Origin of the sequence: Paenibacillus nuruki (assembly GCF_001721045.1) — a bacterium.
Taxonomy (GTDB): domain Bacteria; phylum Bacillota; class Bacilli; order Paenibacillales; family Paenibacillaceae; genus Saccharibacillus; species Saccharibacillus nuruki.
Window position 1 is genome coordinate 14,451 of record NZ_MDER01000001.1, and the last position, 26,655, is coordinate 41,105.

Annotated in this window: 22 protein-coding genes and 1 other annotated feature; all 22 genes read right to left on the reverse strand. The window is 40.6% G+C overall.

The annotated features are described in order from the left end of the window. Window positions 1-37 precede the first annotated feature (37 nt). Window positions 38-727 (reverse strand): RadC family protein, encoded by a 690-nt coding sequence (gene radC, locus PTI45_RS00085; protein ID WP_069325513.1) that lies wholly within the window; start codon window positions 725-727, stop codon window positions 38-40. 28 nt (window positions 728-755) lie between these two features. Continuing rightward, the gene (locus tag PTI45_RS00090) at window positions 756-1,358 is read right to left on the reverse strand and encodes a Maf family protein (RefSeq protein WP_069325514.1); all 603 of its coding nucleotides are present in this window, start codon (window positions 1,356-1,358) and stop codon (window positions 756-758) included. A gap of 40 nt (window positions 1,359-1,398) precedes the next feature. Beyond that, window positions 1,399-1,641: a DUF4321 domain-containing protein gene (locus tag PTI45_RS00095; protein ID WP_069325515.1), complete on the reverse strand. Its 243-nt coding sequence runs from the start codon at window positions 1,639-1,641 to the stop codon at window positions 1,399-1,401. Window positions 1,642-1,812: 171 nt separating this feature from the next. Beyond that, on the reverse strand, window positions 1,813-3,198 hold the full coding sequence (gene murC / locus PTI45_RS00100) for a UDP-N-acetylmuramate--L-alanine ligase (protein WP_069325516.1): 1,386 nt from the start codon (window positions 3,196-3,198) through the stop codon (window positions 1,813-1,815). Between the two features lie 5 nt (window positions 3,199-3,203). Continuing rightward, window positions 3,204-4,580 carry a bifunctional folylpolyglutamate synthase/dihydrofolate synthase gene (locus PTI45_RS00105; RefSeq protein WP_069325517.1) on the reverse strand — a complete coding sequence of 459 codons (1,377 nt, stop codon included), beginning with the start codon at window positions 4,578-4,580 and terminating at the stop codon, window positions 3,204-3,206. A gap of 10 nt (window positions 4,581-4,590) precedes the next feature. Further along, window positions 4,591-7,260, reverse strand: coding sequence for a valine--tRNA ligase (locus tag PTI45_RS00110; RefSeq protein WP_069325518.1), 2,670 nt, complete (start codon window positions 7,258-7,260; stop codon window positions 4,591-4,593). A 62-nt stretch (window positions 7,261-7,322) separates the two neighbouring features. Beyond that, window positions 7,323-7,583, reverse strand: a binding site (T-box leader). An 82-nt stretch (window positions 7,584-7,665) separates the two neighbouring features. Further along, on the reverse strand, window positions 7,666-8,622 hold the full coding sequence (locus tag PTI45_RS00115; protein ID WP_083243266.1) for an RluA family pseudouridine synthase: 957 nt from the start codon (window positions 8,620-8,622) through the stop codon (window positions 7,666-7,668). Further along, window positions 8,619-9,926 carry a glutamate-1-semialdehyde 2,1-aminomutase gene (gene hemL / locus PTI45_RS00120; protein WP_069325519.1) on the reverse strand — a complete coding sequence of 436 codons (1,308 nt, stop codon included), beginning with the start codon at window positions 9,924-9,926 and terminating at the stop codon, window positions 8,619-8,621. Before hemL ends, PTI45_RS00115 begins: the two co-directional genes overlap by 4 nt. Window positions 9,927-9,964: 38 nt before the next feature. Beyond that, window positions 9,965-10,969 (reverse strand): porphobilinogen synthase, encoded by a 1,005-nt coding sequence (hemB, locus tag PTI45_RS00125; protein WP_069325520.1) that lies wholly within the window; start codon window positions 10,967-10,969, stop codon window positions 9,965-9,967. 126 nt (window positions 10,970-11,095) lie between these two features. Continuing rightward, window positions 11,096-12,646 carry a uroporphyrinogen-III C-methyltransferase gene (gene cobA / locus PTI45_RS00130; protein WP_069325521.1) on the reverse strand — a complete coding sequence of 517 codons (1,551 nt, stop codon included), beginning with the start codon at window positions 12,644-12,646 and terminating at the stop codon, window positions 11,096-11,098. Window positions 12,647-12,650: 4 nt separating this feature from the next. Beyond that, window positions 12,651-13,601, reverse strand: a complete 951-nt coding sequence (gene hemC, locus PTI45_RS00135; protein WP_069325522.1) for a hydroxymethylbilane synthase — start codon at window positions 13,599-13,601, stop codon at window positions 12,651-12,653. Between the two features lie 37 nt (window positions 13,602-13,638). Beyond that, window positions 13,639-14,337 (reverse strand): precorrin-2 dehydrogenase/sirohydrochlorin ferrochelatase family protein, encoded by a 699-nt coding sequence (locus PTI45_RS00140; RefSeq protein ID WP_069325523.1) that lies wholly within the window; start codon window positions 14,335-14,337, stop codon window positions 13,639-13,641. Then, window positions 14,334-15,026 carry a cytochrome c biogenesis protein CcsA gene (gene ccsA / locus PTI45_RS00145; protein WP_308642435.1) on the reverse strand — a complete coding sequence of 231 codons (693 nt, stop codon included), beginning with the start codon at window positions 15,024-15,026 and terminating at the stop codon, window positions 14,334-14,336. Before ccsA ends, PTI45_RS00140 begins: the two co-directional genes overlap by 4 nt. Window positions 15,027-15,175: 149 nt before the next feature. Then, entirely contained in the window at window positions 15,176-16,561 is a 1,386-nt protein-coding gene (gene hemA / locus PTI45_RS00150; protein ID WP_069325525.1) for a glutamyl-tRNA reductase, read from the reverse strand. Window positions 16,562-16,840: 279 nt separating this feature from the next. Further along, a complete protein-coding gene (speD, locus tag PTI45_RS00155) occupies window positions 16,841-17,245 on the reverse strand; it encodes an adenosylmethionine decarboxylase (protein WP_069325526.1) in 405 nt (134 codons plus the stop codon). Between the two features lie 316 nt (window positions 17,246-17,561). Beyond that, window positions 17,562-18,143, reverse strand: coding sequence for a non-ribosomal peptide synthetase module (locus tag PTI45_RS00160; RefSeq protein WP_069325527.1), 582 nt, complete (start codon window positions 18,141-18,143; stop codon window positions 17,562-17,564). Between the two features lie 197 nt (window positions 18,144-18,340). Continuing rightward, window positions 18,341-19,030 carry a ribosome biogenesis GTP-binding protein YihA/YsxC gene (gene yihA / locus PTI45_RS00165; RefSeq protein WP_069325528.1) on the reverse strand — a complete coding sequence of 230 codons (690 nt, stop codon included), beginning with the start codon at window positions 19,028-19,030 and terminating at the stop codon, window positions 18,341-18,343. A 320-nt stretch (window positions 19,031-19,350) separates the two neighbouring features. Further along, complete coding sequence (lon, locus tag PTI45_RS00170) at window positions 19,351-21,708, reverse strand: endopeptidase La (RefSeq protein WP_069325529.1); 2,358 nt, start codon at window positions 21,706-21,708, stop codon at window positions 19,351-19,353. Between the two features lie 192 nt (window positions 21,709-21,900). Further along, a complete protein-coding gene (gene ispG / locus PTI45_RS00175; protein ID WP_069325530.1) occupies window positions 21,901-23,019 on the reverse strand; it encodes a flavodoxin-dependent (E)-4-hydroxy-3-methylbut-2-enyl-diphosphate synthase in 1,119 nt (372 codons plus the stop codon). 124 nt (window positions 23,020-23,143) lie between these two features. Continuing rightward, on the reverse strand, window positions 23,144-24,400 hold the full coding sequence (gene clpX, locus PTI45_RS00180) for an ATP-dependent protease ATP-binding subunit ClpX (RefSeq protein WP_069325531.1): 1,257 nt from the start codon (window positions 24,398-24,400) through the stop codon (window positions 23,144-23,146). Between the two features lie 14 nt (window positions 24,401-24,414). Beyond that, entirely contained in the window at window positions 24,415-25,005 is a 591-nt protein-coding gene (gene clpP / locus PTI45_RS00185) for an ATP-dependent Clp endopeptidase proteolytic subunit ClpP (protein ID WP_069325532.1), read from the reverse strand. 226 nt (window positions 25,006-25,231) lie between these two features. Then, window positions 25,232-26,548, reverse strand: a complete 1,317-nt coding sequence (tig, locus tag PTI45_RS00190) for a trigger factor (protein ID WP_069325533.1) — start codon at window positions 26,546-26,548, stop codon at window positions 25,232-25,234. Between the last annotated feature and the right edge of the window lie 107 nt (window positions 26,549-26,655).

Sequence of the window (26,655 nt, forward strand, 5' to 3'; positions counted from 1 at the left end):
TATTAACTCCCTTTCTTCCTAAATCTCGACTATTATATTACATTAAGCCCTGTTCCTTCAAACTTACGAATTTCATATCACCAATCACAAGGTGATCCAGCACTTCAATTCCGATAATTTTGCCTGCTTCTACAAGCCTTTTGGTTAATGCTACATCTTCCGGGCTTGGTGTAGGATCACCACTTGGATGATTGTGTGCAAAAATAATAGATGCACTACTACATTTGATCGCCGCTCGAAAAACTTCGCGCGGATGTACAATAGACGCATTTAAACTACCCATCGACAGTGTTTCTTGGGAGATAATATGATTTTTCGTGTTCAGAAACAGACATACAAAATGTTCTTTTTGAAGATAACGTAATTGTTCAATCAGTAAATCAGCTGCATCACGAGGGCTACGAATAGCTTTGACTTCTTCTTTGCCTGTACGAGTGATACGTCTGCCTAGTTCAATGCCTGCTTTGATCTGAATCGCTTTGGCTGTGCCGATTCCTTTGATCTCTGTTAATTCTTCGATGCTTAGATCAACCAGTTGCCTTATGCTGCCTACTTGACGCATAATGCGATTTGCCAAATGAACTACCGATTCATCTTTGGTGCCAGTGCGTAGTAGAATCGCTAGTAATTCTGCATGACTAAGCGCCTCTGCACCGTAATTCATCATCCGTTCCCGGGGTCTTTCTTCCTGCGGAACATCACGTAAAAGGTACTGTGGCGCCTCCATTAATATGTTCCTCTTCTCCACGACAGATTCAAATAATCTGCACACCAAATTGTTCCAACATATCGCTCAAAAGTGATACAGGCAATCCGACGACTGTAAAGTAACAGCCTTCTATTTTATCGATCAACACAGAACCTAGACCTTGAATAGCATAAGCCCCCGCTTTGTCAGCAGGTTCACCGCTAAGTACGTATGATTGAATTTTGGAAGGGGTGAGTGGCTTCATATGTACAAGAGTTCGCCGGTATTCCACACGAGTTACACCTGTAAACGTATCGATACAAGCCACACCTGTGTATACATAATGACTTCTTCCTTGTAGAGCATCTAACATCTCTACAGCTTCATTATCATCACGTGGCTTACCAAATACACGTTCATCCAAAACAACGATTGTATCGCTTCCTATAATGACAGCATTAGTTACTTGGGCTGTATGATTATGTTGGACAGCAACTGCTTTGCGCAGTGCGAGCTCTTTGACCATTTGTTCTGGTGACCAGTGTTCAGGTACCGATTCATCTGTATCACTGGGTAACACTTCAAATTCCAGTTGTAAAGAGGTCATTAATTCCTTTCTCCTTGGAGAAGCGGACGCCAAAATTAGGCGACGTGTAGATTCTCTGTTCATCGAAAGGTCCTCTCCTTTTTTTAAAAGTCAGATTTAATCTTTATAGTTTGCGATATGCCCAAATACTAGCAACAATACCGATCAAACTAAGTAAACTCACTTTAAAATGAATATCGAGATGATAACGAATCATGTCTAAATTAGCGCTCGGCTCCCAATCGATCGTTGTCGATCGAGTCAGAAAAGATACCATCGCTACAGGTTCAAGTAAAGTGGCCACCCATGTGCCAATAAACCAGCCTAGCAATAAAAATAAAATAAGCATACCTGCATTCTTTTTCATTCTTATTTCTCCTGCCTTTAATTTGACACTTCATCATTATACGTGTATTCCTACATCAATACAAACAAAAATGAAAGTAACAATTTTTTGTAACTTATCGCCTTCATTTCGCAAACTTTTTGTTATGATTCCAGTTAAAAAGACTGTCCGGAGACAGCCTTTTTGATCAAATTACTCTATTTTCTCCGTAGCTTGTAAATCAGTAGCCAGTGCTTCTGCGACTTTCCATATATCGCCTGCACCCATTGTGATCACAAGATCGCCGGGTTGAATACGAGTAGATAAGTCTGCAATAATATCTTCTTTTTGTGCAATATAGCGTGCTCCAGCATTACTGTTTTGCTTAATTAATTCGACAAGACGCGCAGAGTTAATTCCTTCAATCTGCTTTTCCCCTGCTGGTGAATAAATATCAGCAATAATCACTTCATCGGCTCCTGTAAATGCACGACTAAATGCATCTAGCAAAAAGAATGTACGTGAATAACGTTGAGGTTGAAAAACAGCAATAACACGTTTGCCTGTAGCTTGAGCCGCTACAATTGTTGCTTCGATCTCTGTAGGATGATGTGCATAATCATCTACGATTAGAATATCATTCGCATCGCCAACGACTTGGAAACGACGTTTGGCACCATGGAAATGAACGATTGCTGCTGCAATCGCTATAAATGAAATACCCGCTTCTAAACAGGCGATTATAGTTCCCATCGCATTATATACATTATGCAGTCCCGGAACAGACAATTCAATCTTACCTAGATCTGATCCTTGATATTGCATCGTAAACGAGATTTTGCGATCACCCGGCTGAATATCGGTCGCTGTGTAATCGTTGTTTTCTTCTACACCATACGTAATTGTTGTGCCTTGAATATTAGGTATAATCTCACGAATATTCTCATCATCGCCACAGACGATAGCTTTACCACCTGGTTGCAATTGACTCAAAAATTGCACATAAGCCGCTTTAAGGTTCGCAAAGTCTCCATCATAATTTTCAAGGTGATCAGCTTCAATATTCGTTACTACCGCAATTGCAGGATGATATTGCAAAAACGTTCCATCGCTTTCGTCGGCTTCAGCAACGACATAATCACCTTTACCTGCTTTGGCATTCGTACCTAAATTAACAATTTCACCACCGATAATATACGTTGGATCTGTACCACATTCTTCCATCACCAGAGCGATCATCGAAGAAGTGGTTGTTTTACCATGAGCACCAGCTACAGCTACCCCTTTACGTTCATTCAGCAATCTTGCTAACATTTCAGAACGATGGATAACTGGAATATTTAGACGCTTCGCTTCTACCCATTCAGCATTATCATCAGATAGAGCTGTAGAATAAACAACTAGCTCTGCACCATGAACTTGCTCTGTTGCATGACCTATATGAATCATTGCTCCTTTTTGTTGCAATTTTGCTGCTAGCGCGCTCATTGCCATATCGGAGCCTGTTACTTTATATCCCATTTCTAGCATAACACGGGCGATGGCACTCATACCGTACCCACCAATCCCGATAAAATGTACATGTTCTGTCTTATTCATCTGACTCACCAGCCCTTTTCAGAATCGGTTTGATGCAAAAGAGTCGCTCTTACATCCGAAATTAAATACAGTGTTCCGGTTACGACCCCTAGATCTTCCCGTTCTGTTCGTGATTGAAGCAACTGAATACCTTGCCGCCAGTCACGCTCCACTATAACATTGACTTCTGTTCTGTTCATTTCTTGTTGTAATTTCGCTACTAATGTTGCTAATTGATCTGCATCCATTTTGCGTCGAAAATCAGGTTCTGTCAAAATAATTGTATCTGCAATAGATAACAGATGTCTAAATACAGGCTCATGGTGCTTGTTTTCTAACATTCCTACAAGCATATGAAGCTTCTTGTAATGATACGTCTGCGGTACACTTTTGACAAGCATAGCAGCCCCTTCAGGATTATGCGCTCCATCTAAAACAATCGTTGGCTCGCCCGGCATTTTCTCTAACCGTCCTGCCCAGAACGTATGCTTAAATCCCTCGAGCAATCGCTCATCATCTAATACAAAAGCAGAATATTGACGCAGTATTTCCAGCGCCATCATCGCTACACCTGCATTAGCACATTGATGTTCTCCTTGCATCGAAATCGTAATATCTAACTCACGAAAAAGACCTTTATAACGGAAAACTTGCTCTTCTTCATCACCCGATATACGCTCTGCTGTGTATTGATCACCAACGAGGTAAAGCGTAGATTTACAAGCTTCCGCTTTAGCACGTAGCACTTCAATGACTTCTGGCTGATCGACACTGCTGACTACGGGAACGCCTGGTTTAATAATGCCTGCTTTTTCACTAGCAATCTGCTCTAAGGTATCCCCTAGAATATCTGTATGATCATAGCCTACGTTCGTAATGACTGACAGTATAGGATGCACGATATTGGTAACATCTAATCGCCCGCCAAGACCTGTCTCCCAGATGACAACATCGGGATAACACTCTTCTGCATAGTATAAAATCGCAAGCGCAGTTGAGACTTCAAACATCGTTGGTGATCCTAGATCTGTTGTCGCCATTTGCTCCACTAAAGGATACAAACGATTAGCTAGACGGCATAACGTCTCTTCAGGAATATCTACACCGTTATATTGAAAACGATTTGTGAATTTGGTGATATAAGGTGATGTAAATGTACCTACATCATAACCGCACTCCAATAAAACACTTGTCAAAAAGGCACAAGTGCTTCCTTTACCATTCGTTCCTGCAACATGTACAAATTTAAGCTTACGATGAGGATTATTCAATAATTCCATAAGTCCTTCAATACGAGATAATCCCGGACGAATACCAAAAGGAATTAGACCATTAATCCATTCCACCGCTTGTTCATAGGTGTGAAAAGGGGCTTGTTGCCCCTCCGATGTTCCATGTTCCATCTTCTTCACCTTACCCTTTCAACTCTTCAATACGGGCAAGAACTTTTTCACGTTTTTCCGAATAATCTGCTTGTTTAGCACGTTCTTCTTCGATCACTTTAGCAGGTGCTTTGGCTACAAATCCTTGATTAGCTAGTTTTTTGTCAACACGTTCTACTTCAGAAGTCAGTGTAGCCACTTCTTTTTCCAAACGAGCGATTTCTTGACCAATATCTAGCAATCCTGCAAGTGGTAAATACAATTCTGCTCCTGTAATGATCGCTGTCATCGCTTTGTCTGGTGTAGCGAGATCAAGACCCGACTGGTACTCAGAAGTATTGCTGAAACGACGAATATATCCTTCGTTAGACTGGATAATATCGAGTGTTTTTTGATCTTTGGCTTTAACCATCAATTCTATTTTTTTACTCATCGGTACATTTACTTCTGCACGGATATTACGAACAGCACGGATCAGATCCATCAACAGGTTCATTTCTTCTTGTGCGGTTGCATTTTCCAAAGCAGGATCAAATTCAGGCCAAGCCGCAAGTGTAATCGTGTTGCCTTCATGCGGCAAATGTTGCCAGATATCTTCTGAAATAAATGGCATAAATGGATGAATCATACGCAATGTACGATCCAATACATAAGCCAATACCGATTGCGTTGTTTTCTTCGCTACTGCATCTTCACCATACAAGGACAACTTAGCAATCTCGATATACCAGTCACATAGATCATCCCATATAAAGTTGTATAATAAGCGACCGGTTTCACCAAATTCATAAGAATCGATTAGACGTGTAATATCACGTGCAGTCTCGTTCATACGATGTAAAATCCAGCGATCTGCTGTACTCAGTTCGCCACTCAAGTCAATATCTTCATAACGGAAACCTTCCATGTTCATCAATACAAAACGGGAAGCATTCCAGATTTTATTTGCAAAGTTACGTGCTTGTTCTACACGTTCGAGACGGAAACGTAAATCTTGTCCCGGTGTACTGCTTGTTGAAAGCATATACCGCATCGCGTCTGTACCGTACTGTTCAATCACTTCAAGTGGATCAATACCATTACCCAATGACTTGGACATTTTCTGTCCATCAGCTGCACGTACTAGACCATGCATCAATACATCTTTGAATGGAATTTGATCTGTAAATTCAAGTGCTGTAAAGATCATACGTGATACCCAGAAGTAAATGATATCGTATCCAGTTACCAATAAATCTGTCGGATAATAACGTTTCAAATCTTCGGTTTCATCCGGCCATCCCAATGTAGAGAAAGGCCATAAAGCAGAGCTGAACCAAGTATCCAATACATCTTCGTCTTGACGTAATGTTTTACCTGCATGTTCAGGCAAATGACTTGGATCTTCTGTAGCTACGATAATCTCGCCTGTTTCATCACAATGCCATGCTGGAATACGATGTCCCCACCATAATTGACGGGAGATACACCAGTCACGCACATTTTCGATCCAGTTCAAATATGTTTTTTCAAAACGATCCGGTACAAAGTTAACCCCTTCACCTTGTTTTTGCGCTTGAATCGCAACATCAGCAAGTGGTTTCATTTTAACGAACCATTGAGTAGACAAATACGGTTCTACAACAGCACCTGTACGCTCACTATGTCCTACTTGGTGTACATGATCTTCAATCTTAATCAATACGCCTGCTGCTTCCAAATCTTTAACGATTTGTTTGCGGCAATCGCTACGATCTAAGCCTTCATATTGAGCTGCATTTTCATTCATGGTGCCTGTCTCATCCATCACTACGATCTGAGGCAAATCATGACGATGTCCCATTTCGAAGTCATTCGGATCATGGGCAGGTGTAATTTTTACAGCACCACTACCAAATTCACGGTCAACATAATCATCAGCAATAATCGGAATTTCACGTCCGGTAATTGGCAAGACTATCATTTTGCCAATCATATCTTTGTAACGTTCGTCTTTGGGATGAACTGCTACAGCTGTATCACCAAGCATTGTCTCTGGACGAGTCGTTGCTACAACAATATGTCCACTACCATCTTGAAGTGGATATTGTAAATGATAAAGGTGTCCGTTCACTTCTTTGTATTCTACTTCGATATCGGATAGAGCTGTACGTGCTTCAGGGTCCCAGTTAATAATGTATTTTCCACGATAAATGAGACCTTTGTTGTACAACTTTACAAACACTTCACGAACGGCTTTGGACAAACCTTCATCCAATGTAAAACGTTCACGTGAATAATCGAGAGAAAAGCCCATTTTCGCCCATTGCTCATGAATGTTAGCTGCGTATTTATCTTTCCATTCCCATACTTTTTCTACAAATTTCTCACGGCCCAAGTCATGACGAGTAATACCCTCTGCACGTAGATTCTGCTCCACTTTGGTCTGTGTCGCTATCCCTGCATGGTCTGCTCCAGGAAGCCAGAGTGCATCGAAGCCCTGCATACGTTTGGTACGTGTCATAATATCTTGTAATGTAAAATCCAGAGCATGCCCAATATGAAGCATACCTGTTACGTTAGGAGGTGGAATAACAATGGTGTACGGCTTAGCATCAGGACGTTGCCCTGCTTTGAAAAAGTCATTTTCCATCCAATAATCATACCATTTACGTTCTGCCGATTTAGGATCATACGTGGTCGGCATTGAAGTTGTTGCTTGATTCTCATTCGTATCTGCCATAGTAAATACCCCCATATTTGTAGTCATTTTGCTAAAATTCTCAATAAAAAAAGCCCTTCGTCTCAAAGGACGAAAGGACTTAGCTCTCGCGGTACCACCTTTGTTTCGCCCATGTATAAAAAAGCCCATAAACGACACTCCGAGGCAGATAACGGCTGCTACCGGTCTATTCTATATATAGTGTTAGAATAATCCTCCACTTTATATTCAAATAAACAACTCCCAGGCGACTTCGATATACCGTATCCTATAGAACCTTTCAGCGCAGCAGTTCTACTCTCTTGAGGACGATATTGTCTACTATTCCCGTTCAAGGTTATTGAGATCATGAATAAATCAATATTTACTCCAAATCATACCTGTTGCTACTATCAAAGTCAATAAAAAACCTGTCATAGAGCTGACTTAAGGACGAGGTATACCTAATTGATCGACTAATTCGATCATATCTTCAGGTAATTGATCATTTACGGTCATCGTTTGCTCTGTAAATGGGTGTTCAAAGGTCAACTGTTCTCCATGAAGCGCCTGTCGGTAAAATTCCTGACTGCCTCCATAAAGGACATCACCTATCAACGTATGTCCAGCATCACTCATATGCACACGAATCTGATGGGTTCGTCCTGTTTCTAAGGTTAAACGAACAAGACTAGCTCGAGCTGAACCATATATTTTCTCAACATGAGTGATCGCTTCTTGCCCTGTAGGAGAAACACGGCGGCGCTGTTTGTGATGGCGATCTTTACCAATTGGTTGATCAATCACCGTTAATCCATCACTTACTTTGCCTTGCACAATCGCGATATATTTACGATCAATCGTTTTAGAACGCATCTGCTCATCTAACTTCGATAAAGCAAATTCATTTTTAGCATATAATACAGGCCCTGTTGTATCTTCATCTAAACGATGGACATGACGAACAGCACACTTCTGATCCGTTTGTTGATAATGATCAGCGACGGCATGTGCTAAAGTAATCGTTGGGTCAGAAGCTTCTGACGGATGAACATTCATGCCAGCTGGCTTATGCATCACCAGAACATAATCATCTTCATACAGTACTTTGACACGATCATGCGGTCGAGGATCAAATCCATAATCCATCGGTGGAAATAGGCGAAGCCGGATATGGGCTCCGTCTATTTTCACTTCACCTTTGGAATGAAGTCTGCCGATTAATTTAACTGGAACCGATACTTCTTCTAACCACTGCATAACTGCTTTATGTCTGGCATTGCCTTCTGCTTGTAGAAGATCATTATGCGGTGTGATTTCTAACCATTCTCCATCTCTTACCGAACATTCAGCAAGAATAGAAGGTGACTTGTGATCAGATACAGCATTAGATGCATTGATCATGATTGCAAAGACTTCATCACTTCATAATGAGCTGCTATCGTCTGTTCAATATCTTCGTCACTATGAACACCCGATACAAACATACCTTCAAATGGAGATGGAGCTACACTGATTCCACGATCTAACATGGCTCCAAAGTAACGCTTGAACATATCCATATCACTTGCTTTGGCAGACTCATAATCAGTAACCGGTCCTGCTGTAAAGAATGGACAAACCATCGAACCTACACGATTAACAGTCAACGGAATACCAAACTCAGCCGCATTCTTTTCAAAACCTGATTGCAAACGAGCAGAGATATTTTCTAAACGCTCATAGACTGCTGGTGTTAACAGACTCAATGTTGTATACCCTGCTGCCATCGCTAATGGATTACCGCTTAATGTTCCTGCTTGATAAATAGGTCCTGTTGGGGCAACTTGCTCCATAATCTCACGTTTACCACCGTACGCACCTACAGGTAAGCCACCACCAATGACTTTACCTAGACATGTTAAGTCTGGGGTTACACCATAACGTCCTTGTGCACAATTCAGATCGACACGGAAACCAGTCATCACTTCATCGAAAATAAGCAGACTGCCATATTGAGTTGTAATATCACGTAATCCTTGTAAAAATCCAGGTTGTGGTGGAACAACACCCATATTACCAGCAACAGGTTCTACAATAATACAAGCAATCTCTTCACCAAAGCGTTCAAAAGCCAAACGCAACGATTCAAGATCATTATAAGGAACGGTAATTGTATTGGTAGCTACTGATTCAGGGACACCCGGACTATCTGGCAAACCTAACGTTGCTACACCAGAACCTGCTTTGATCAATAGACTATCAGAATGACCATGATATGAACCTTCAAATTTCAAAATCTTGTTACGCTTGGTATAGCCACGAGCGAGACGAATCACACTCATCGTCGCTTCTGTTCCCGAGTTAACCATACGAACAATATCCATAGAAGGAACACGTTCTACGACAAGTTTCGCCATTTTCGTTTCTAATTCAGTTGGTGCACCAAAGCTTGTTCCTTTGATCGCTGTTTCTTGTAGAGCACGTACCACATCAGGATGCGCATGCCCCATAATGAGGGGTCCCCAAGAACCGATATAATCAATAAATACATTACCATCAATATCGTATAGACGTGAACCTTCACCACGTTCTGCATAAATTGGAGTCAATCCTACTGTTTTGAATGCACGAACAGGACTATTTACGCCTCCCGGAATATATTGTTTTGCTTCTTCAAAAGCTTCTCGTGAACGTTCATCACGACGAACAGAATGAGTAGATTCCATGAGCAAATACCTCCATCAATTTATTTATTTTAGCTGAATTATTGTTCTTCACGTAACCAGCGTACAACGTCTTTGGAGAAATAAGTGATAATCATATCTGCACCTGCACGTTTGAAGCCAAGCATCATTTCAGTTACGATCCCGCGTTCATTAATCCATCCGTTTTGTGCAGCGGCTTTGACCATTGCATATTCACCACTTACGTTATAAGCAACCAAAGGAAGATCAAAGTTCTCACGCACTGCACGCAATACGTCCATATAAGCAAGCGATGGTTTGACCATCAACATATCTGCGCCTTCAGCAACATCACTTTCTGCTTCACGCAATGCTTCACGCACATTAGCAGGGTCCATTTGATATGATTTGCGATCACCAAATTGTGGCGCCGATTGAGCAGCTTCACGGAATGGACCGTAGAATGCTGACGCATATTTAACTGCATACGACATAATCGGAATATCTTTATATCCTGCTGCATCTAAGCCTTCACGAATCGCATACACAAATCCATCCATCATATTGGAAGGAGCAATAATATCTGCGCCTGCTTCCGCTTGTGATACTGCTGTTTTTACTAACAATGCTAATGATTCATCGTTATCCACTTCTGCTTCAATATGACCATCACATTCATGTGCATGTACAACACCGCAATGTCCATGATCTGTAAATTCACATAAACACGTGTCTGCAATCACTAATAGGTTCGGGTAATTTGCTTTGATCCAACGAGTCGCTTGTTGTACCAGACCATCTTGAGCATAAGCACCTGTACCTACACTATCTTTTACTTCAGGAACTGCAAATATTAATACTGCTGGAATACCCAAATCTACTATTTCTTGAATTTCAGCTTGCATCGTATCTAATGAAAAATTATATACGCCAGGCATGGACGAAATTTCTTCTTTTACATTCGTACCATACGTAACAAAAACAGGTTGAATAAAATCACTTTTATGCAATATGGTTTCTCTTACCATGCTACGAATAGCAGGCGTTTTGCGAAGACGACGGTGACGTGAAAAAGGTTGGCTCATAATAACGATATTCCTCCTTGAATGTATATATCTTATTTGTACTTATCATTCTTGCTAGACTAGATAAATAAAACCGACCAGCACTTGCAAGGTCGGCATATCTGATGTCGATCATCAATTTACATATTACACATCTATTAATACATCAGCATTCCAACGACAAAGAACATCTAACAATCCTTCAATCGTTGCTTCTTCAGCTAATAATCCTACTTTGAGACCTGCTTGTTCAGCAGTCAAAGCGGTCTGTGGACCAATACAAGCAATCATCGAGTGCTCTAGTGCTTGTACAGGATCTTCAATGCCCATACTTTTCAAAGCAGCCAGTAAATTAGTGACTGTTGAAGAACTGGTAAATGTCACTGCATGAATGGCTTCTTCTTCCAGCAACTTACGCAATTCGATATCGTCTTCTCCAACCATAACGGTCTCATACGTATCAATCTCTGTTACTTCCATATTCATTGTACGCAGTGTATCGGGTAACCATGAGCGTGCTAGGTCGCCACGTGGTAATAGAATATGCTGTCCAGCTTGTAATTGACCTTCTAAGCTGTCCAGCAAGCCTTCTGCTTGGAACTTCTCTGGTAAAGGCATAGCTGTAATCCCATGCAATCGTAAAGCCTCTAATGTAGCAGGACCGACAGCTACAATCTTCGCACGATATAATGCACGAATATCTTGAGCATGTTGTCTCAAATGTTCAAAGAAGTACTCTACTCCATTAACACTTGTGAAGAATACCCAATCATATTTTTGCAAATTCGATAAGGCTGTACCGATATTTCGAATACTTTCTTCAGCAATAGGTAACCTTGTCTCGATCACTGGATACTCGTAAGGTTCTCCACCCAGTTCATCGATTCGGTTCACCAGTTCACTCGCTTGACTACGTGCACGAGTCACTAGAATTCGCTTCCCAAACAGAGGCAACTCTTCGACCCATTTTAAATGTTCACGCTGATTCACCACTTCACCTACCACAATTACAGCAGGGGGCTTGAATCGTGCAGCTTCAACTTTAGCTGCTATATCTTCAAGTGTACCTACCAATGTCTCCTGCTCCGCTCGTGTTCCCCAGCGGATCAAAGCGACAGGTGTAGAATTCGGTCGTCCGTGCTTCATCAATTGCTCGCTAATATAGCCGATCTTGGCAACGCCCATCATAAAGACAAGTGTACCTGTAGCGTTAGTCACCTTATCCCAGTGAATACTTTGATCTAATTTATCTGGACTCTCATGCCCTGTAATAATTGATAAAGAAGAAGCAAAGTCACGATGAGTTACAGGAATACCAGCATAAGCAGGCACAGCAATCGAAGAACTGATACCCGGTACAATTTCGTAGGGAATCTTATGTTGACGCAGTAATTCAGCTTCTTCTGCTACTCTACCAAAGATCGTCGGATCTCCACCTTTAAGGCGCACGACCACTTTGCCCTGTAGAGCTAAATCAACCAATAACTGATTAATCTCTTCTTGCTTCATTGTATGACGATCAGGCAATTTGCCGACATAGATTTTCTCGGCTCCTGGCTTGGCTTGCTTGAGCAACCGTGGACTTGCTAGACGATCATATACAATGGCATCTGCAAGACCTATGCATTCCCAGCCCCGAAGCGTTATTAACTTCAATGCTCCAGGACCTGCCCCTACCAAATACACTTTACCGGTCATACACTCATCCCCTTACTTCTGCCAGTATCCGATCTGCTCCCTGACTTTTCAGTTGTGCTGCTACAGCAATACCCAGTGCTACAGGGTCAGTACCCTGCATCGTTTCTTTCAACATAATACTACCATCCGGTGTAGCAACCATTCCTGTTAATTGTATAATATTTTGCTCTTCAGTCCCATCCGAACTTTGTAGACGTACAGCATAAGCACCAATAGGAACCTGACAGCCCCCATTTAATTCAGACAAAAAAGTACGTTCAGCTGTTACAGTTACCGCAGTGAGATCATCATTATACAAAGACAGCAATTGCAACATTTCAATATCATCTGCACGACATTCGATTCCGAGTGCCCCTTGTCCTACAGCTGGAAGACAGATTTCTGTCGGTAAAAAGGAAGTGATTCGATCAGACCAGCCCATACGTTCCAAGCCTGCCGCAGCTAACATAATAGCGTCAAAACCTTCAGTTTCAAGCTTACGCAAACGTGAATCAATATTTCCCCGAATCGATTCGATTTGTAGATCAGGACGATATAATTTGAGCTGACTTGCACGTCTCAAGCTACTTGTACCCAGTCTAGCTCCTTGAGGAAGTTCTTCTAAGGAACAACCTGTACGTGTAATTAAGCAATCTCTAGGATCGACTCTTGGAGGAATTGCTCCATTGATAAGCCCTTCTTGTAATTCAGAAGGCATATCTTTCATACTATGCACAGCCATATCGATCTCACCATCAAGTAACGCTTGCTCGATCTCTTTGACAAATAGACCTTTTCCGCCGACTTTAGATAAAGTCACATCCAGAATACGGTCTCCTTTGGTAATAATCTTTTTAATTTCAAAATGAACATCTAATCCCTGCTCTTCACTAATCGCTGTTAACGCATCAATCACATGACCAGTCTGCGTCAAAGCTAGAGCACTTTGTCTACTCCCTACTACAATCGTACGCATATATTCATCTCCTGAGCTCATTGTATTCAATAGTCTGTTACTCTATTGATTGGTTGATCCAGTGTTCTATTTGTTGTTCATTCCAGGGTTCAAAGATCCCCTGACGAATCTCTTCCAAAATAGAAAGTGACATCACTTGATGTAGCAATGATTTACGTAAAGATTCATCGCTTACTTTTTGAACAATGGTTTCTCGTAAATGATACAGAAAATCAATATAAATCTCATATTCATTACCAAAATGTTGATTGATCTCTTTTGCAATATATCGACCTGCTAAAGGTCCTGCACCTGAGGTGGTTACAGCTATCGTCAATCGTCCACGACGAATCACATTCGGATTGATAAATGTACTTTGTTCACGCTGATGAGCTACGTTTACAGGAATACAATAAGTTTTGGCTTCGGTAGCAACCTGATTGTTGATCTCTGGCACCGAAGTCACTGCATGTACTAGAAAATAAGGTCTGTAACCAAATTCACTAAGTTTCTCATCTGAAGTACAGTGATAAGCTATATCTCCTGTCTGATACTCACGAGCATGCCAGATCAGCTGTTGCTGATTGACTAACTGTTGTAACTTAGGAGTCAGTGTAGGGCTGATAATCGTAAGTATCGCTCCTGCTTGAAGTAGAGATATACTTTTACGTTCAGCCACTTGACCACCGCCTACAATCAGACAAGCTTGATCTCTACAATCCAACATAATAGGTAGATAATGAATAGAATCACTCATACACCCACCCATTGATGAAAAGCAGACCAAGAATTAGAAACGAAATTTAAAATAAACAAGATATATCCTAAGATTGCCCAGATCGCCATCGTATTGGCTGAGTAATTGCGCATTTTCTTTGTTGCAAAGAAAGCTACATATACGCATAACGCTAACAAAGTGAACACCACTTTGGAATCGAGCAAAAGAATATATCGACCTTCTGCTACAATCGACATCAATGCCACAATCAAAGATACAATCAGTACCGGTGTACCGATTAACATCGCTGTATACGTATACTTTTCCATACTTTCCAAGCTAGGTAGACGGCGAACCGTATTATCCCATTTTTTCTGTTTTAATTTACGATGTAAAAACAGATACATTGAACCAAAAACAGCAGCTACTGTATAAGCGGCAAAACTAATATTAGCGAATATCACATGTAAAATTAATAGTCCATGAACCGTATCCCAACCTGTAGGGAGTACACCTTCACCCGGTGAATGAAGACGATTTTGCACCATAGCACAAAAGCCGATTACATTTAACAGCAATACGGCATAATCAGTCTTCAATACCTTTTCGATAAAAAAGGAAATCAATATTAAAATAAAAGTCAGTACAAAGAAAAAATCATACGTTGAAAATAAAGGTAACGTTCTCTCCTCTATCGTTCGAATCGTAATACTGACAATTTGGATCACAAATACCAAAATAAGAAACCCTGTGCCTAACCGCTTCGCCCTCGGATTGCGACGAATGCAATCCGAGAAATAAAACAGAAGGCTCAGGGCGTATAAATAAATAATAATATCGTATAACAGGTTAAAAAGCGTCAAAGCGAATCACCTGCCTATAGGGTTGCGGGAGCGAAAGACCCAAAACTACCTTCTAATCCCAATTTATTAGCTTGCACAGGCGACTGTGCTTTAGAAACTTCGCTTTGATTGACTTGATCTGCTGCATCTTCAAGCTGATCTTCTAAAGCAAATATTCGAGTGAACAAATCAAGTGCTTCAGCCCCATCTTTCTCGGCAGCCATTTCTTTAATACGATGAATAGGTTCGTGATTCATCTGATTCACGATACTCTTAGTTAAACGACTGATCACTTTACGTTGTCTTTCATCTAACTCTGGTAATTTATTAAATAAACTTTCTAGTGTCTCTGCATGAATATCGGCTCCACGTTCTTGTAAAGCACGAATCGCTGGACGTACGCCCAATGTTTTGAGCCATTGATTAAAAGATTCTACTTCTTCACGGATCATACGCTCAATCTTAATCGATTCTGCGCGGCGCATTTCCATATTGCTTTCTACAATGCCTTCTAAATCATCAATATCATACAAAAACACATTGCTAATATCGCCAATTGCTGGATCAATATCGCGCGGAACCGCTATATCAATCATAAACAAAGGACGAGACTTACGCAATTTCATACTTTGAGCAAGCGTATCTGCACTCAGTACATAACCTTGTGCACCTGTAGAACTGATCAGAATATCCACTTGATGCAAGCGATCCATCGCTTGTTCGATTGTACACGGGGTACCGTTGAACTTATGCGCAAGCTCTTGCGCACGTCCAAGTGTACGGTTCGCTACAATCACTTCAGCTGCTCCATTTGCATAGAGATGCTTCACCGTGAGCTCACTCATTTTACCAGCGCCTAGAATCATAATCACTTTATTATGAAAAGCACCGAAAATGCGCTTGCCTAATTCTACTGCTGCGTAACTGATCGAAACTGCACTTTCACCGATCATTGTTTCTGAATGTGCACGTTTGCCCAGTGTGACAGCTTGCTTAAACAACATATTAAACCACGTACCTGTAGCTTTATTTTCTTGCGCCCATTGGAATGAACGCTTTACTTGACCCAAAATCTGAGTCTCACCGAGCACCATCGAATCCAATCCACAAGCTACACGAAAAAGATGACTAATTGCTTGTTCATCTTCATATATATATAAATGCTGTGTAAATTCCTGACGGGGAATACCGAACCACTGCTCCATAAAGGTACGAATAAAATGTCCACACATATGCAGACGATCCAGTACCACGTAAATCTCCGTACGGTTGCAAGTCGCTACAATAGTCCCTTCCAACACACTCTTAGTTTCTCTGAGCTGCCGGAGCGCCTGCGGTAAATCTTCGTCCGCAATAGCAAACCGTTCTCTCACTTCAACGGGTGCTGTGCGGTAATTCAATCCGACAACAACGATGTGCATTGCAAGTTCACCTGCCTAATCTAAAAGTCATTTCTCTATACGTTCATTAACAATACGTTAATTATATCACAGCTAAATTACGAATTTCGCTGTTTTTATGAAATGTTTATGAAATCATCATCGGAAAATAGACACAATTTCTTTATGATTGACAATAATCAAAATATTTCATATCATCCAATCCCATCTTTCAAAAGAAATAGCCATAGGTAAACCCCTATGGCTATTGTGTAAAACCTATTTCATTTTAATCTTTTGCTTGTACAAGCAAAGTTTATATTATTGATTGATAAGTTCAATGGATTTGATCTCAGGTGTTTCCACTTGAAGTTCTCCCAAACCACGAACTAATTTTTTGGCATACGTTTTCTCAGGTTTCAGAACGGATACCAGGTAGTCAATAGCTAACTGTGGATCTACGGTTTCTCCGCAGGTATAGCAGTCAATAGCCGCGAATCCTCTCTCAGGATATGTGTGAATCGAGAGGTGACTCTCCGACAACAAAACAAGTACTGTAGCACCTTGTGGTTCGAATTGTTTGGCTTGAACAGACATTACTGTTGCTCCGCATGCTTCAGCTGCATCAACCATATGAGCTTGCAAAACCTCAGCATTATTCAGCATATCAAAATCTACACCCCAAGTATCAACAGCAACGTGTCTTCCGAAAGTTGAGTATTCCATCTTCCGGTTCCCCCTTCCTAGGAATAAAATGTTTGAAAAATTTCATCCGCTAGGACCTACGTCATTCACTTCCCGAGGGTTTTAGCTCTCGCAACATTACTATGTCCTGAGTGAATCCTGGTTCCTAATATTATTTTCAACGAGATTAAAAATAACATCTATCTCCATGAAATGCAAGCCTTTTTGCAATATTCATTAAATATTTAAAGATTCATTATTACAGCAGATTGCTCATTCATTTTTATGTATAAATATAATACGGTTGAAATAAAAAAACCTGTTCTCCTTCAAAGGAAAACAGGCGTTAGATCTGATGTTAAGCTTCCATACGGAACAATCGACTTGACTGAACCTTTAATTCTTGATCAATCTGATCGTACGGTCCTTCTGAAGCTAATCGTTGATCTAATAATCGATCGACTATACTCCGTACTAATTCAATATCAGTCTCAACAGATACGGATTGCCATTCGCTCTTCATATCTATTGCTGTGTTTTTGTGTTGGTAAATCATTTTTTCATGTTCGCCTGTACATTCTACAATCTGGCGAACAGAACCCTGTTCGTAATGATATCTCATCGTAAATCCATGATAAATGCGATTTACAAAACCATTACCTTTAAAAGCAACAAATAATTTGCGTACTATATTTGTTAACTGCGGATTTACCAAGCGGAAAGACAACTCACAGACATAGCTTCCTTCTCTGAGGTCAAAAGGTAAATGCACTTCTTCTCCGTTTTTCACTCCGAGAACAATTTCCTGATTTCCGTTATCAAGTATTTTCACTCGATGATGGATCTGAGGGTCTTCGGCATAATGGACAAACTGGGACATTTGAGCTTTCGACAACTGTAAACTGGCTTTAATATATTCTGTGGCTAACCGCTGAGCCATAAAAATCTCCTCAATTCTTTTAACATTCCAATATATTCATTATACATCATCTGCGAAACGCTATGCTTGTGATCAAGATGAATGATTTTCACCATATTCCAGAAAAAAACGGAACAATCCCCGTAAAGTTCTAAAGAACGGCCTGAATACTCACTTTTCTATACAAACTTCTTCGTTTTGCTGACCTGTTCGTGACTTTATTGATTGCTATGAGGGGGTTCGGACTCTTCTGTTTTTGGTTGGTGCTCTTCGTTATCATTCTCTACTTGTGCATACTCTTCTTCCTCTTCTGACTCTGGAAGTGCAAAAGCGTAACGTTCGATGACGGACCATAATTCATCTTTACCCAATCCTGTTTCAGATGAAAACAGCACAAAATCATCTTCAGGTACAAAGCTCAAACCGTGCTTAACGATTTTGACATGCTTGTCCCATTTACTACGTGGAATCTTATCGGCTTTGGTCGCTACAATACACACATCACGTTCGTAGTATTTAAGCCATTCATACATAATCACATCATCTTTGGAAGGCGGATGACGAAGGTCGATTACCAGTACTACCATACGTAATGTTTCACGCTCAAGTAGATACTTTTCAATCATTTTACCCCAAGCTTCACGCTGGCTTTTGGAGACTTTGGCATAACCATATCCAGGAAAATCGACGAAATACATCGATTCGTTGATCATATAGTAGTTAAGATGTTGAGTTTTACCTGGTGTTGCACTGGTACGTGCCAGGTTTTTACGGCTAATCAAGCGGTTAGTCATTGAAGATTTACCTACATTAGATCGTCCTGCTAGAGCAATCTCTGGCAACCCATCTTCCGGGTATTGGTTCGGACGCACCGCGCTAATAATAAATTCCGCGCTATTTACTTTCATAATTACAAGTTCCCCTTTAGTTAGAAGTTGAAGGTAAACATTGCCTCAAGTAGCTTGACCACTCCACAAACGGATTATTCTGTCGATCGCTGTTAAGGTCGAATATCTTGGAATACTGCTGGTTGCAGTAGATATTCGATCTTAAAGGCGAACGCTTCGCTTCTATCGAATAATACCGTTTGCTTCGTTCCGTGCTACAAAAGATACTCTGTCCCTTACAACGGATTAGTAATAGTATAGCACATCAAATAAACGGAATCGCTCTATTTTACTGCTTATAGAACGATTCCGTTGGTTGGTTGTTATGAAGTTGAGCTATTTTAGATTAAAGGTTGGATCGTTTCAGGTGTTTCTTTTGGAGCGATAAGTGCTTCTTCTAGTACCTGATCCATATGAGATACTGGAACAAAGGTAAGATCATTTCTTACGCTTTCTGGGATGTCACGTAAGTCGCGTTCGTTATCCATAGGAAGTAAGATTTTTTTGTATCCTGCACGGTGAGCAGCTAGCGTTTTTTCTTTTAACCCACCAATCGGCAATACACGTCCACGTAGTGTGATCTCACCTGTCATAGCGACTTCTTTGGATACAGGGCGACCGGTCAATGCGGAAATAAGAGCTGTTGCGATCGTGATCCCTGCGGAAGGGCCGTCTTTGGGAATAGCGCCTTCTGGAATATGAATATGAATATCATTTTTTTCATGGAAATCGTCTGCGATATGCAGGGCTTTGGCTTTGGAGCGTGTGTAACTGAATGCAGCTTGTGCTGATTCTTTCATGACATCGCCTAGTTTACCTGTTAGCATTAATTTACCACTACCCGGTACAACTGTCACTTCGATCGTTAGCGTTTCTCCGCCAACTTCTGTCCATGCTAGTCCGGTTACACTACCGATTTGATCTTCTTTTTCAATCAAACCATAACGGAATTTAGGTACGCCTAAATAATCTTTGATTTGATCAGGTTCAATCGATACTTTTTCTAAATTATCTGAGACAATCGCTTTCGCTGCTTTACGACACAATGCAGCGACTTGCTGTTCTAAGTTACGTACACCGGATTCACGTGTATACTCACGAATCATGCGTAACAAAGCATCTTCGCCAATTTCTAATTGCTCAGGCGTTAGACCATGTTCTTCGGTCTGTTTAGGCAATAAATACTGCTTAGCAATCTGCATTTTCTCAAGTTCGGTATATCCCGGAATAGAAAGCATCTCCATCCGATCCAATAATGGACGAGGAATACTTTGTACACTATTGGCTGTCGTTACAAACATAACGTTCGACAGGTCAAACGGCACTTCGATGAAATGGTCACTAAACGTATTGTTTTGCTCGGGATCAAGCACTTCCAACAATGCCGCAGAAGGATCGCCACGGAAATCAGAAGCCATTTTATCAATTTCATCCATTAGGAATACTGGATTGGTTGAACCGGCTGTTTTCATTCCTTGAATAATACGTCCAGGCATAGCACCTACATACGTACGACGATGCCCGCGAATCTCAGCTTCATCACGTACACCACCTAATGAAATACGTACAAATTCACGTCCTAATGACTTGGCAATCGAACGAGCGAGTGACGTTTTACCCACACCCGGAGGTCCAACTAGGCAAAGAATAGGACCTTTTAGCTTTTTCACTAATTTCTGTACCGCTAGATACTCAAGTACACGTTCTTTGGGCTTGTCGAGTCCATAATGATCTTCATTCAAAATCGCTTCTGCATGATGTAGATCCAGATCATCGTCTGTCGATTTCGACCACGGCAAGCTGATTAACCAGTCTACATAGTTGCGAATAACACTACCTTCCGCAGAACTAGCAGGCATTTTCTCTAAGCGATCGATTTCTTTTTCAATCTTCTCTTGCACTTTCTCAGGTACCGTAAGTTCAGATAGTTGCTGGCGCAATTCTTCCACTTCACCCGCTCTACCTTCTTTTTCACCTAGCTCTTTTTGGATCGCTTTCATTTGTTCACGCAAATAATATTCACGTTGTGTTTTTTCCATTTGTTTTTTAACACGTTGGTTGATTTTGCGCTCTAATTCTAGTACTTCACGTTCATTATTTAAAATATCTAACAAACGTTCCAAACGAGCACGAATATCTACAGTCTCCAAAATATCTTGTTTGTCTTTGATTTTGATCAATAGATGACTGGTAATTACATCTGCTAATCGACCCGGTTCTTCAATATCAGATACCGCTGCTAATGTCTCTGGTGTTACCTTTTTGGACAAATTAATATAATGTTCAAATTGAGTCAATACCGTCCGCATCAATGCGCTAACTTCCGGATCATTGGTTTCTTCTTCCGGTAGCTCTCTCGCTTGAACTTCATAATATTCTTCATTATCAATATATTGAATAATTTCTGCACGTTCCAGACCTTCAACAAGTACACGAATCGTTCCATTAGGCAGCTTCAACATTTGTCTGACTTTAGCTACCGTACCGATTCTAAAAATCTCGTCCTCGCTCGGCTCTTCGATGCTGACTTCCGATTGCGAACAAAGAAGAATTAAATTATCGTCAACCATCGCTTTTTCTAATGCCTTTACAGATTTATCTCGTCCTACATCCAGATGCAATACCATACTTGGATAGACAAGTAGTCCTCTCAAAGGCAGTAAAGGAAAACGACGCCCCTTATTTTTATTTGGTCCCATCGCTTTCAACCTCCTATGCTTGTGCGTATCATACTGCCTATATCATTCCTAGTTTACCAAATATCACATTGAAAAACCAATGATCCTCCAACCGATCAAATTTAGCTTAAATTCATGTAAAAAAAGATACTGATTGAGGCAACTTCCTCTACCAGTATCTTTAAGTTTACGTTATATCATTAATCAAAATATTTACTTAGCTGCAGGTGCATGACGTTCTTCGCGACCTGGAATTTTACCTGTTGCTTCAAAAGCGACAACAATCGCATCGATTTCTTTTTTCAATTCGACAACCATGTCTGCTTCTGGCACTTTACGAATCATTTTACCGTAGCGGAAAAGTAGTCCTTCTCCACGAGCACCAGCGATACCGATATCAGCTTCTTTCGCTTCACCCGGTCCATTTACTGCGCAACCCAATACAGATACTTTAATCGGCACTTTCAATTTGGAAATATACTCTTCAACCTCATTCGCAATAGAGAATAGGTCGATATCCAAACGTCCACAAGTTGGGCAAGATACCAATGTTGCTGCATTCGTAATCAATCCGAATGTTTTGAGAAGTTCACGAGCTACTTTCACTTCTTCTACAGGATCAGCACTCAAGGAAATACGTACAGTCGAGCCGATTCCTAAGGCTAATAGGGCACCGATACCTGCTGAACTCTTGATTGTTCCTGCATTCAACGTTCCTGCCTCTGTAATTCCTAAATGAAGTGGATAAGGAATCACTTTAGCCGCTTGGCTATAAGCTTCGATCGCCATTGGCACATCAGATGCTTTAAGCGAAACGATAATATCGTGGAAATCCAGTTCTTCCAAAATACCGATATGGAATAATGCACTTTCTACCATTGCTTCTGGTGTTGGGTAACCGTATTTCTCAAGCAAATGATTTTCAAGTGATCCTGCATTTACACCGATACGAATCGGAATATTTTTTTCTTTACAAGCACGTACAACAGCTTCGACTTTATCACGTCTACCGATATTACCCGGGTTGATACGTACTTTGTCGATTCCATTTTCGATCGCAAGTAAAGCTAACTTATGGTTAAAATGTATATCCGCTACTAGAGGGATATGAATACGTTTTTTGATTTCTTTAATTGCTTCTGCTGCTTCTTCGTTATTAACAGTTACACGAACAAGCTGACAACCTGCTTCTTCTAAACGAAGGATTTCAGCTACAGTTGCTTCTACATCTGCTGTTTTGGTTGTACACATACTTTGAATCAAGACTTCATTACTGCCACCAATTGTCAAATCTCCGACTTTCACCGGTCTTGTGTTTTCTCTCAAAAACATTTATTTTGCTCCCTTACATGTGGGCTTAATCGCAAACCAGCCTTTATTCCACAAAGGAAAAAGGCCGGCGCGTTATCTATGAACATCATAGAAGAAACGCATACTCAACCTTTACGTCAAGTTATTATGCACTTTCTTCTTGCTTTTTATCTTTGCCTGTCTGCAATTCTGGAACCACTTTGTCCTCAACGACTTGTTGAGTAATAACACATTTGGTTACATCGTCACGAGACGGTACTTCATACATCACATCAAGCATAATGCTTTCGATGATCGCACGAAGTCCACGAGCACCTGTGTTGCGTTTGATCGCTTCACGGGAAATCGCTTCAAGTGCACCTTGTTCGAATACTAATTCTACATTGTCCATTTCCAACATTTTGGAATATTGTTTTACCAATGCATTTTTAGGTTCGGACAAAATACGTACCAAGGTCTCTTCATCTAGTGGTTCTAGAGCAGAGATAACTGGCAAACGTCCTACAAATTCAGGAATCAATCCGAATTTAAGCAAATCTTCTGGCAATACCATACTCAAGTATTCGCCTGCTTTCAATTCTTTTTGACCTTCATTGTTAGAGTTAAAACCGATTACTTTTTTACCGATCCGGCGTTTGATATATTGTTCCAGACCGTCAAAAGCACCACCTACGATAAACAAGATGTTAGTGGTATCGATTTGAATAAATTCTTGATGAGGATGCTTACGTCCGCCTTGTGGTGGAACAGAAGCAACAGTACCTTCTAGGATTTTCAACAATGCTTGCTGAACACCTTCACCGGATACGTCACGAGTGATTGAAGGATTTTCAGATTTACGAGCTACTTTATCGATTTCATCGATATAGATAATGCCGCGTTCTGCTTTTTCTACATCATAATCAGCAGCTTGGATTAATTTAAGCAAGATGTTTTCAACATCTTCCCCTACATAACCTGCTTCTGTTAGTGAAGTAGCATCAGCAATAGCGAAAGGCACATTCAAGATACGAGCCATTGTTTGCGCAAGCAACGTTTTACCAGAACCTGTTGGTCCTACAAGCATAATGTTACTTTTTTGCAATTCAACGTCTTCGATTTTACTTTGTGAATTTACACGTTTGTAGTGATTATATACAGCTACAGACAATGATTTTTTGGCTTGATCTTGTCCGATAACGTATTGATCCAAAATCGCACGGATTTCTTGTGGTTTTGGGATATCTTTAAGATCTAACTCTTCTTCATGTCCCAATTCCTCTTCAACGATCTCTGTGCAAAGTTCGATACATTCATCACATATATAGACACCAGGACCTGCTACAAGCTTACGGACCTGATCTTGAGATTTTCCGCAAAAAGAACATTTAAGTTGTCCTTTTTCATCATTAAATTTAAACATGCAAACACCCCTCTTTAGCTTGTGATCGGACGAGTGAGAATTTGATCTATAATTCCGTAAGCTTTCGCTTCCTCAGCTTCTAAGAAATAATCGCGATCAGTATCTTTTTCAATCTTGTCTAAAGATTGACCCGTACGTTCTACATAAATTTGGTTCAATTTTTGACGTGTTTTGATAATCCATTCAGCATGGATCTTCATATCTGAAGCTTGTCCGCTAATACCACCAAGCGGTTGATGAATCATAACTTCGCTGTTCGGAAGTGCATAACGCTTGCCTGGAGCACCTGCTGTTAACAACAGTGAACCCATGCTTGCAGCCATACCGATACAGATCGTCGATACATCCGGCTTAATGAATTGCATTGTATCGTATATACCCATCCCTGCTGTGACAGAACCACCAGGAGAGTTGATGTATAGGTGAATGTCTTTCTCTGGATCTTCCGCAGCTAAAAACAATAGTTGTGCAATAATGAGATTGGCTACATCATCATCAATCGCCGTGCTCAGAAACACGATACGGTCTTTGAGCAATCTTGAATAAATATCGTAAGATCGTTCACCTCTACTGGTTTGTTCGACAACCATAGGTACTAGACTCATAAGACCAACCTCTTTTCTTTGTCATGACTTGTGCCATGAAAATTAGGACGTATAAAAAAGCATAGAAATAATGACACAGAACTATTTTAACATGTACTGTGTCTCATGTCATTTTTTCAGTGCTAATCATTTTATATATAAATAGGTAAAAATAAGGCACGCAAATGTATACGTGCCTTATCTAAAAAGGTTGCAAATATTTGCAACGTCCATATAAAGTTAAAAATTACTCAGCTTGCTCAGCAGCTACAGGCTCAACTTCTTTGCTGTTATCTACCAAGACTTCGATTGTTTTACGCAATTTGATTTCGTCAGAAAGACTTGCAAGAGAACCATTAGCAGCAAGAATGTTACGAACTTCTTCAGCATCACGTTGGAATTGTCCAGCCATTTTTTCCAATTCCGCAGTTACTTCTTCTTCAGAAACTTCGATGTTTTCTTCTTTAGCGATTTGTTCCAACACTAGGTTGTTACGAACGCGTTTGGAAGCTTCTTCTTTCATTTGCTCTTTAAGATCATCTGTTGTTTGACCAGAGAATCCTGTGTACATTTCAAGGTTCATACCTTGTTGACGAAGACGGTTGTCAAAGTCACGAACCATGTTTTCTGTTTCAGAGCTGATCATTGCTTCAGGAATTTCTACTTCAGCGTTTTCAGCTGCTTTTTCAACTGCTGCTGTTTCTTTTGCTGCTTTTACTTCGTTTTCTTTACGAGTAGCGATTTGAGATTTCAAATCTGCTTTGAACTCATCAAGAGTATCGAATTCACTTACATCTTTAGCAAACTCATCATCCAATTCAGGAAGATTTTTGCGTTTGATTTCGTGAAGTTTTACTTTGAATACTGCATCTTTACCAGCAAGTTCTACCGCATGGTAGCTGTCTGGGAAAGTTACACTTACGTCTTTGAAGTCACCAGTAGACATACCTACTACTTGCTCTTCAAATCCAGGGATAAAGGAGTTAGAACCCAATTCAAGAGAATAACGCTCTGCTTGTCCACCTTCGAATTGAACGCCATCTACAGAACCGTCGAAGTCAATAACAACTACGTCTCCGTTTTCAGCAGCGCCTTCTTCAAGTACAGACAATTCAGCATGACGTTGTTGCAAACGTGTTAATTCTTCGTTCACGTCTTCTTCGCTAACTTCAGCTTTAGCAACAGGTACTTCTAGTCCTTTGTATTCGCCCAATTTAACTTCAGGTTTTACAGTAACTTTAGCTTTGAATTTGAAAGTTTCGCCTTTTGCGAATTGCTCGATTTCGATTTCAGGACGATCAACCGGGAAAATATCTGCTTCGTCAACAGCTTCAGAGTAAGCTTCTGGAAGCAAGATATCGATTGCATCGTTGTAAAGACTTTCTACCCCAAAGCGTGCTTCGAAAATAGACCGTGGCACTTTACCTTTGCGGAAACCAGGGATGCTGGTTTTTTTAACTACTGTATTGAATGCTTTATCAAGTGCCGCGCTTACACGCTCTGCACCTACTTCTACCTCAAGAACCCCAAGGTTCTTTTCTGTTTTTTCCCATTTTGCTGTCATTTCAAGTATTCCCCTCCAAAAAATATTTCACATTGTATAAATGTTAATTTCACGTACAGAATAACCATTATAGTATATACAACTATCGATGGTTTTTCAAGCGTGAT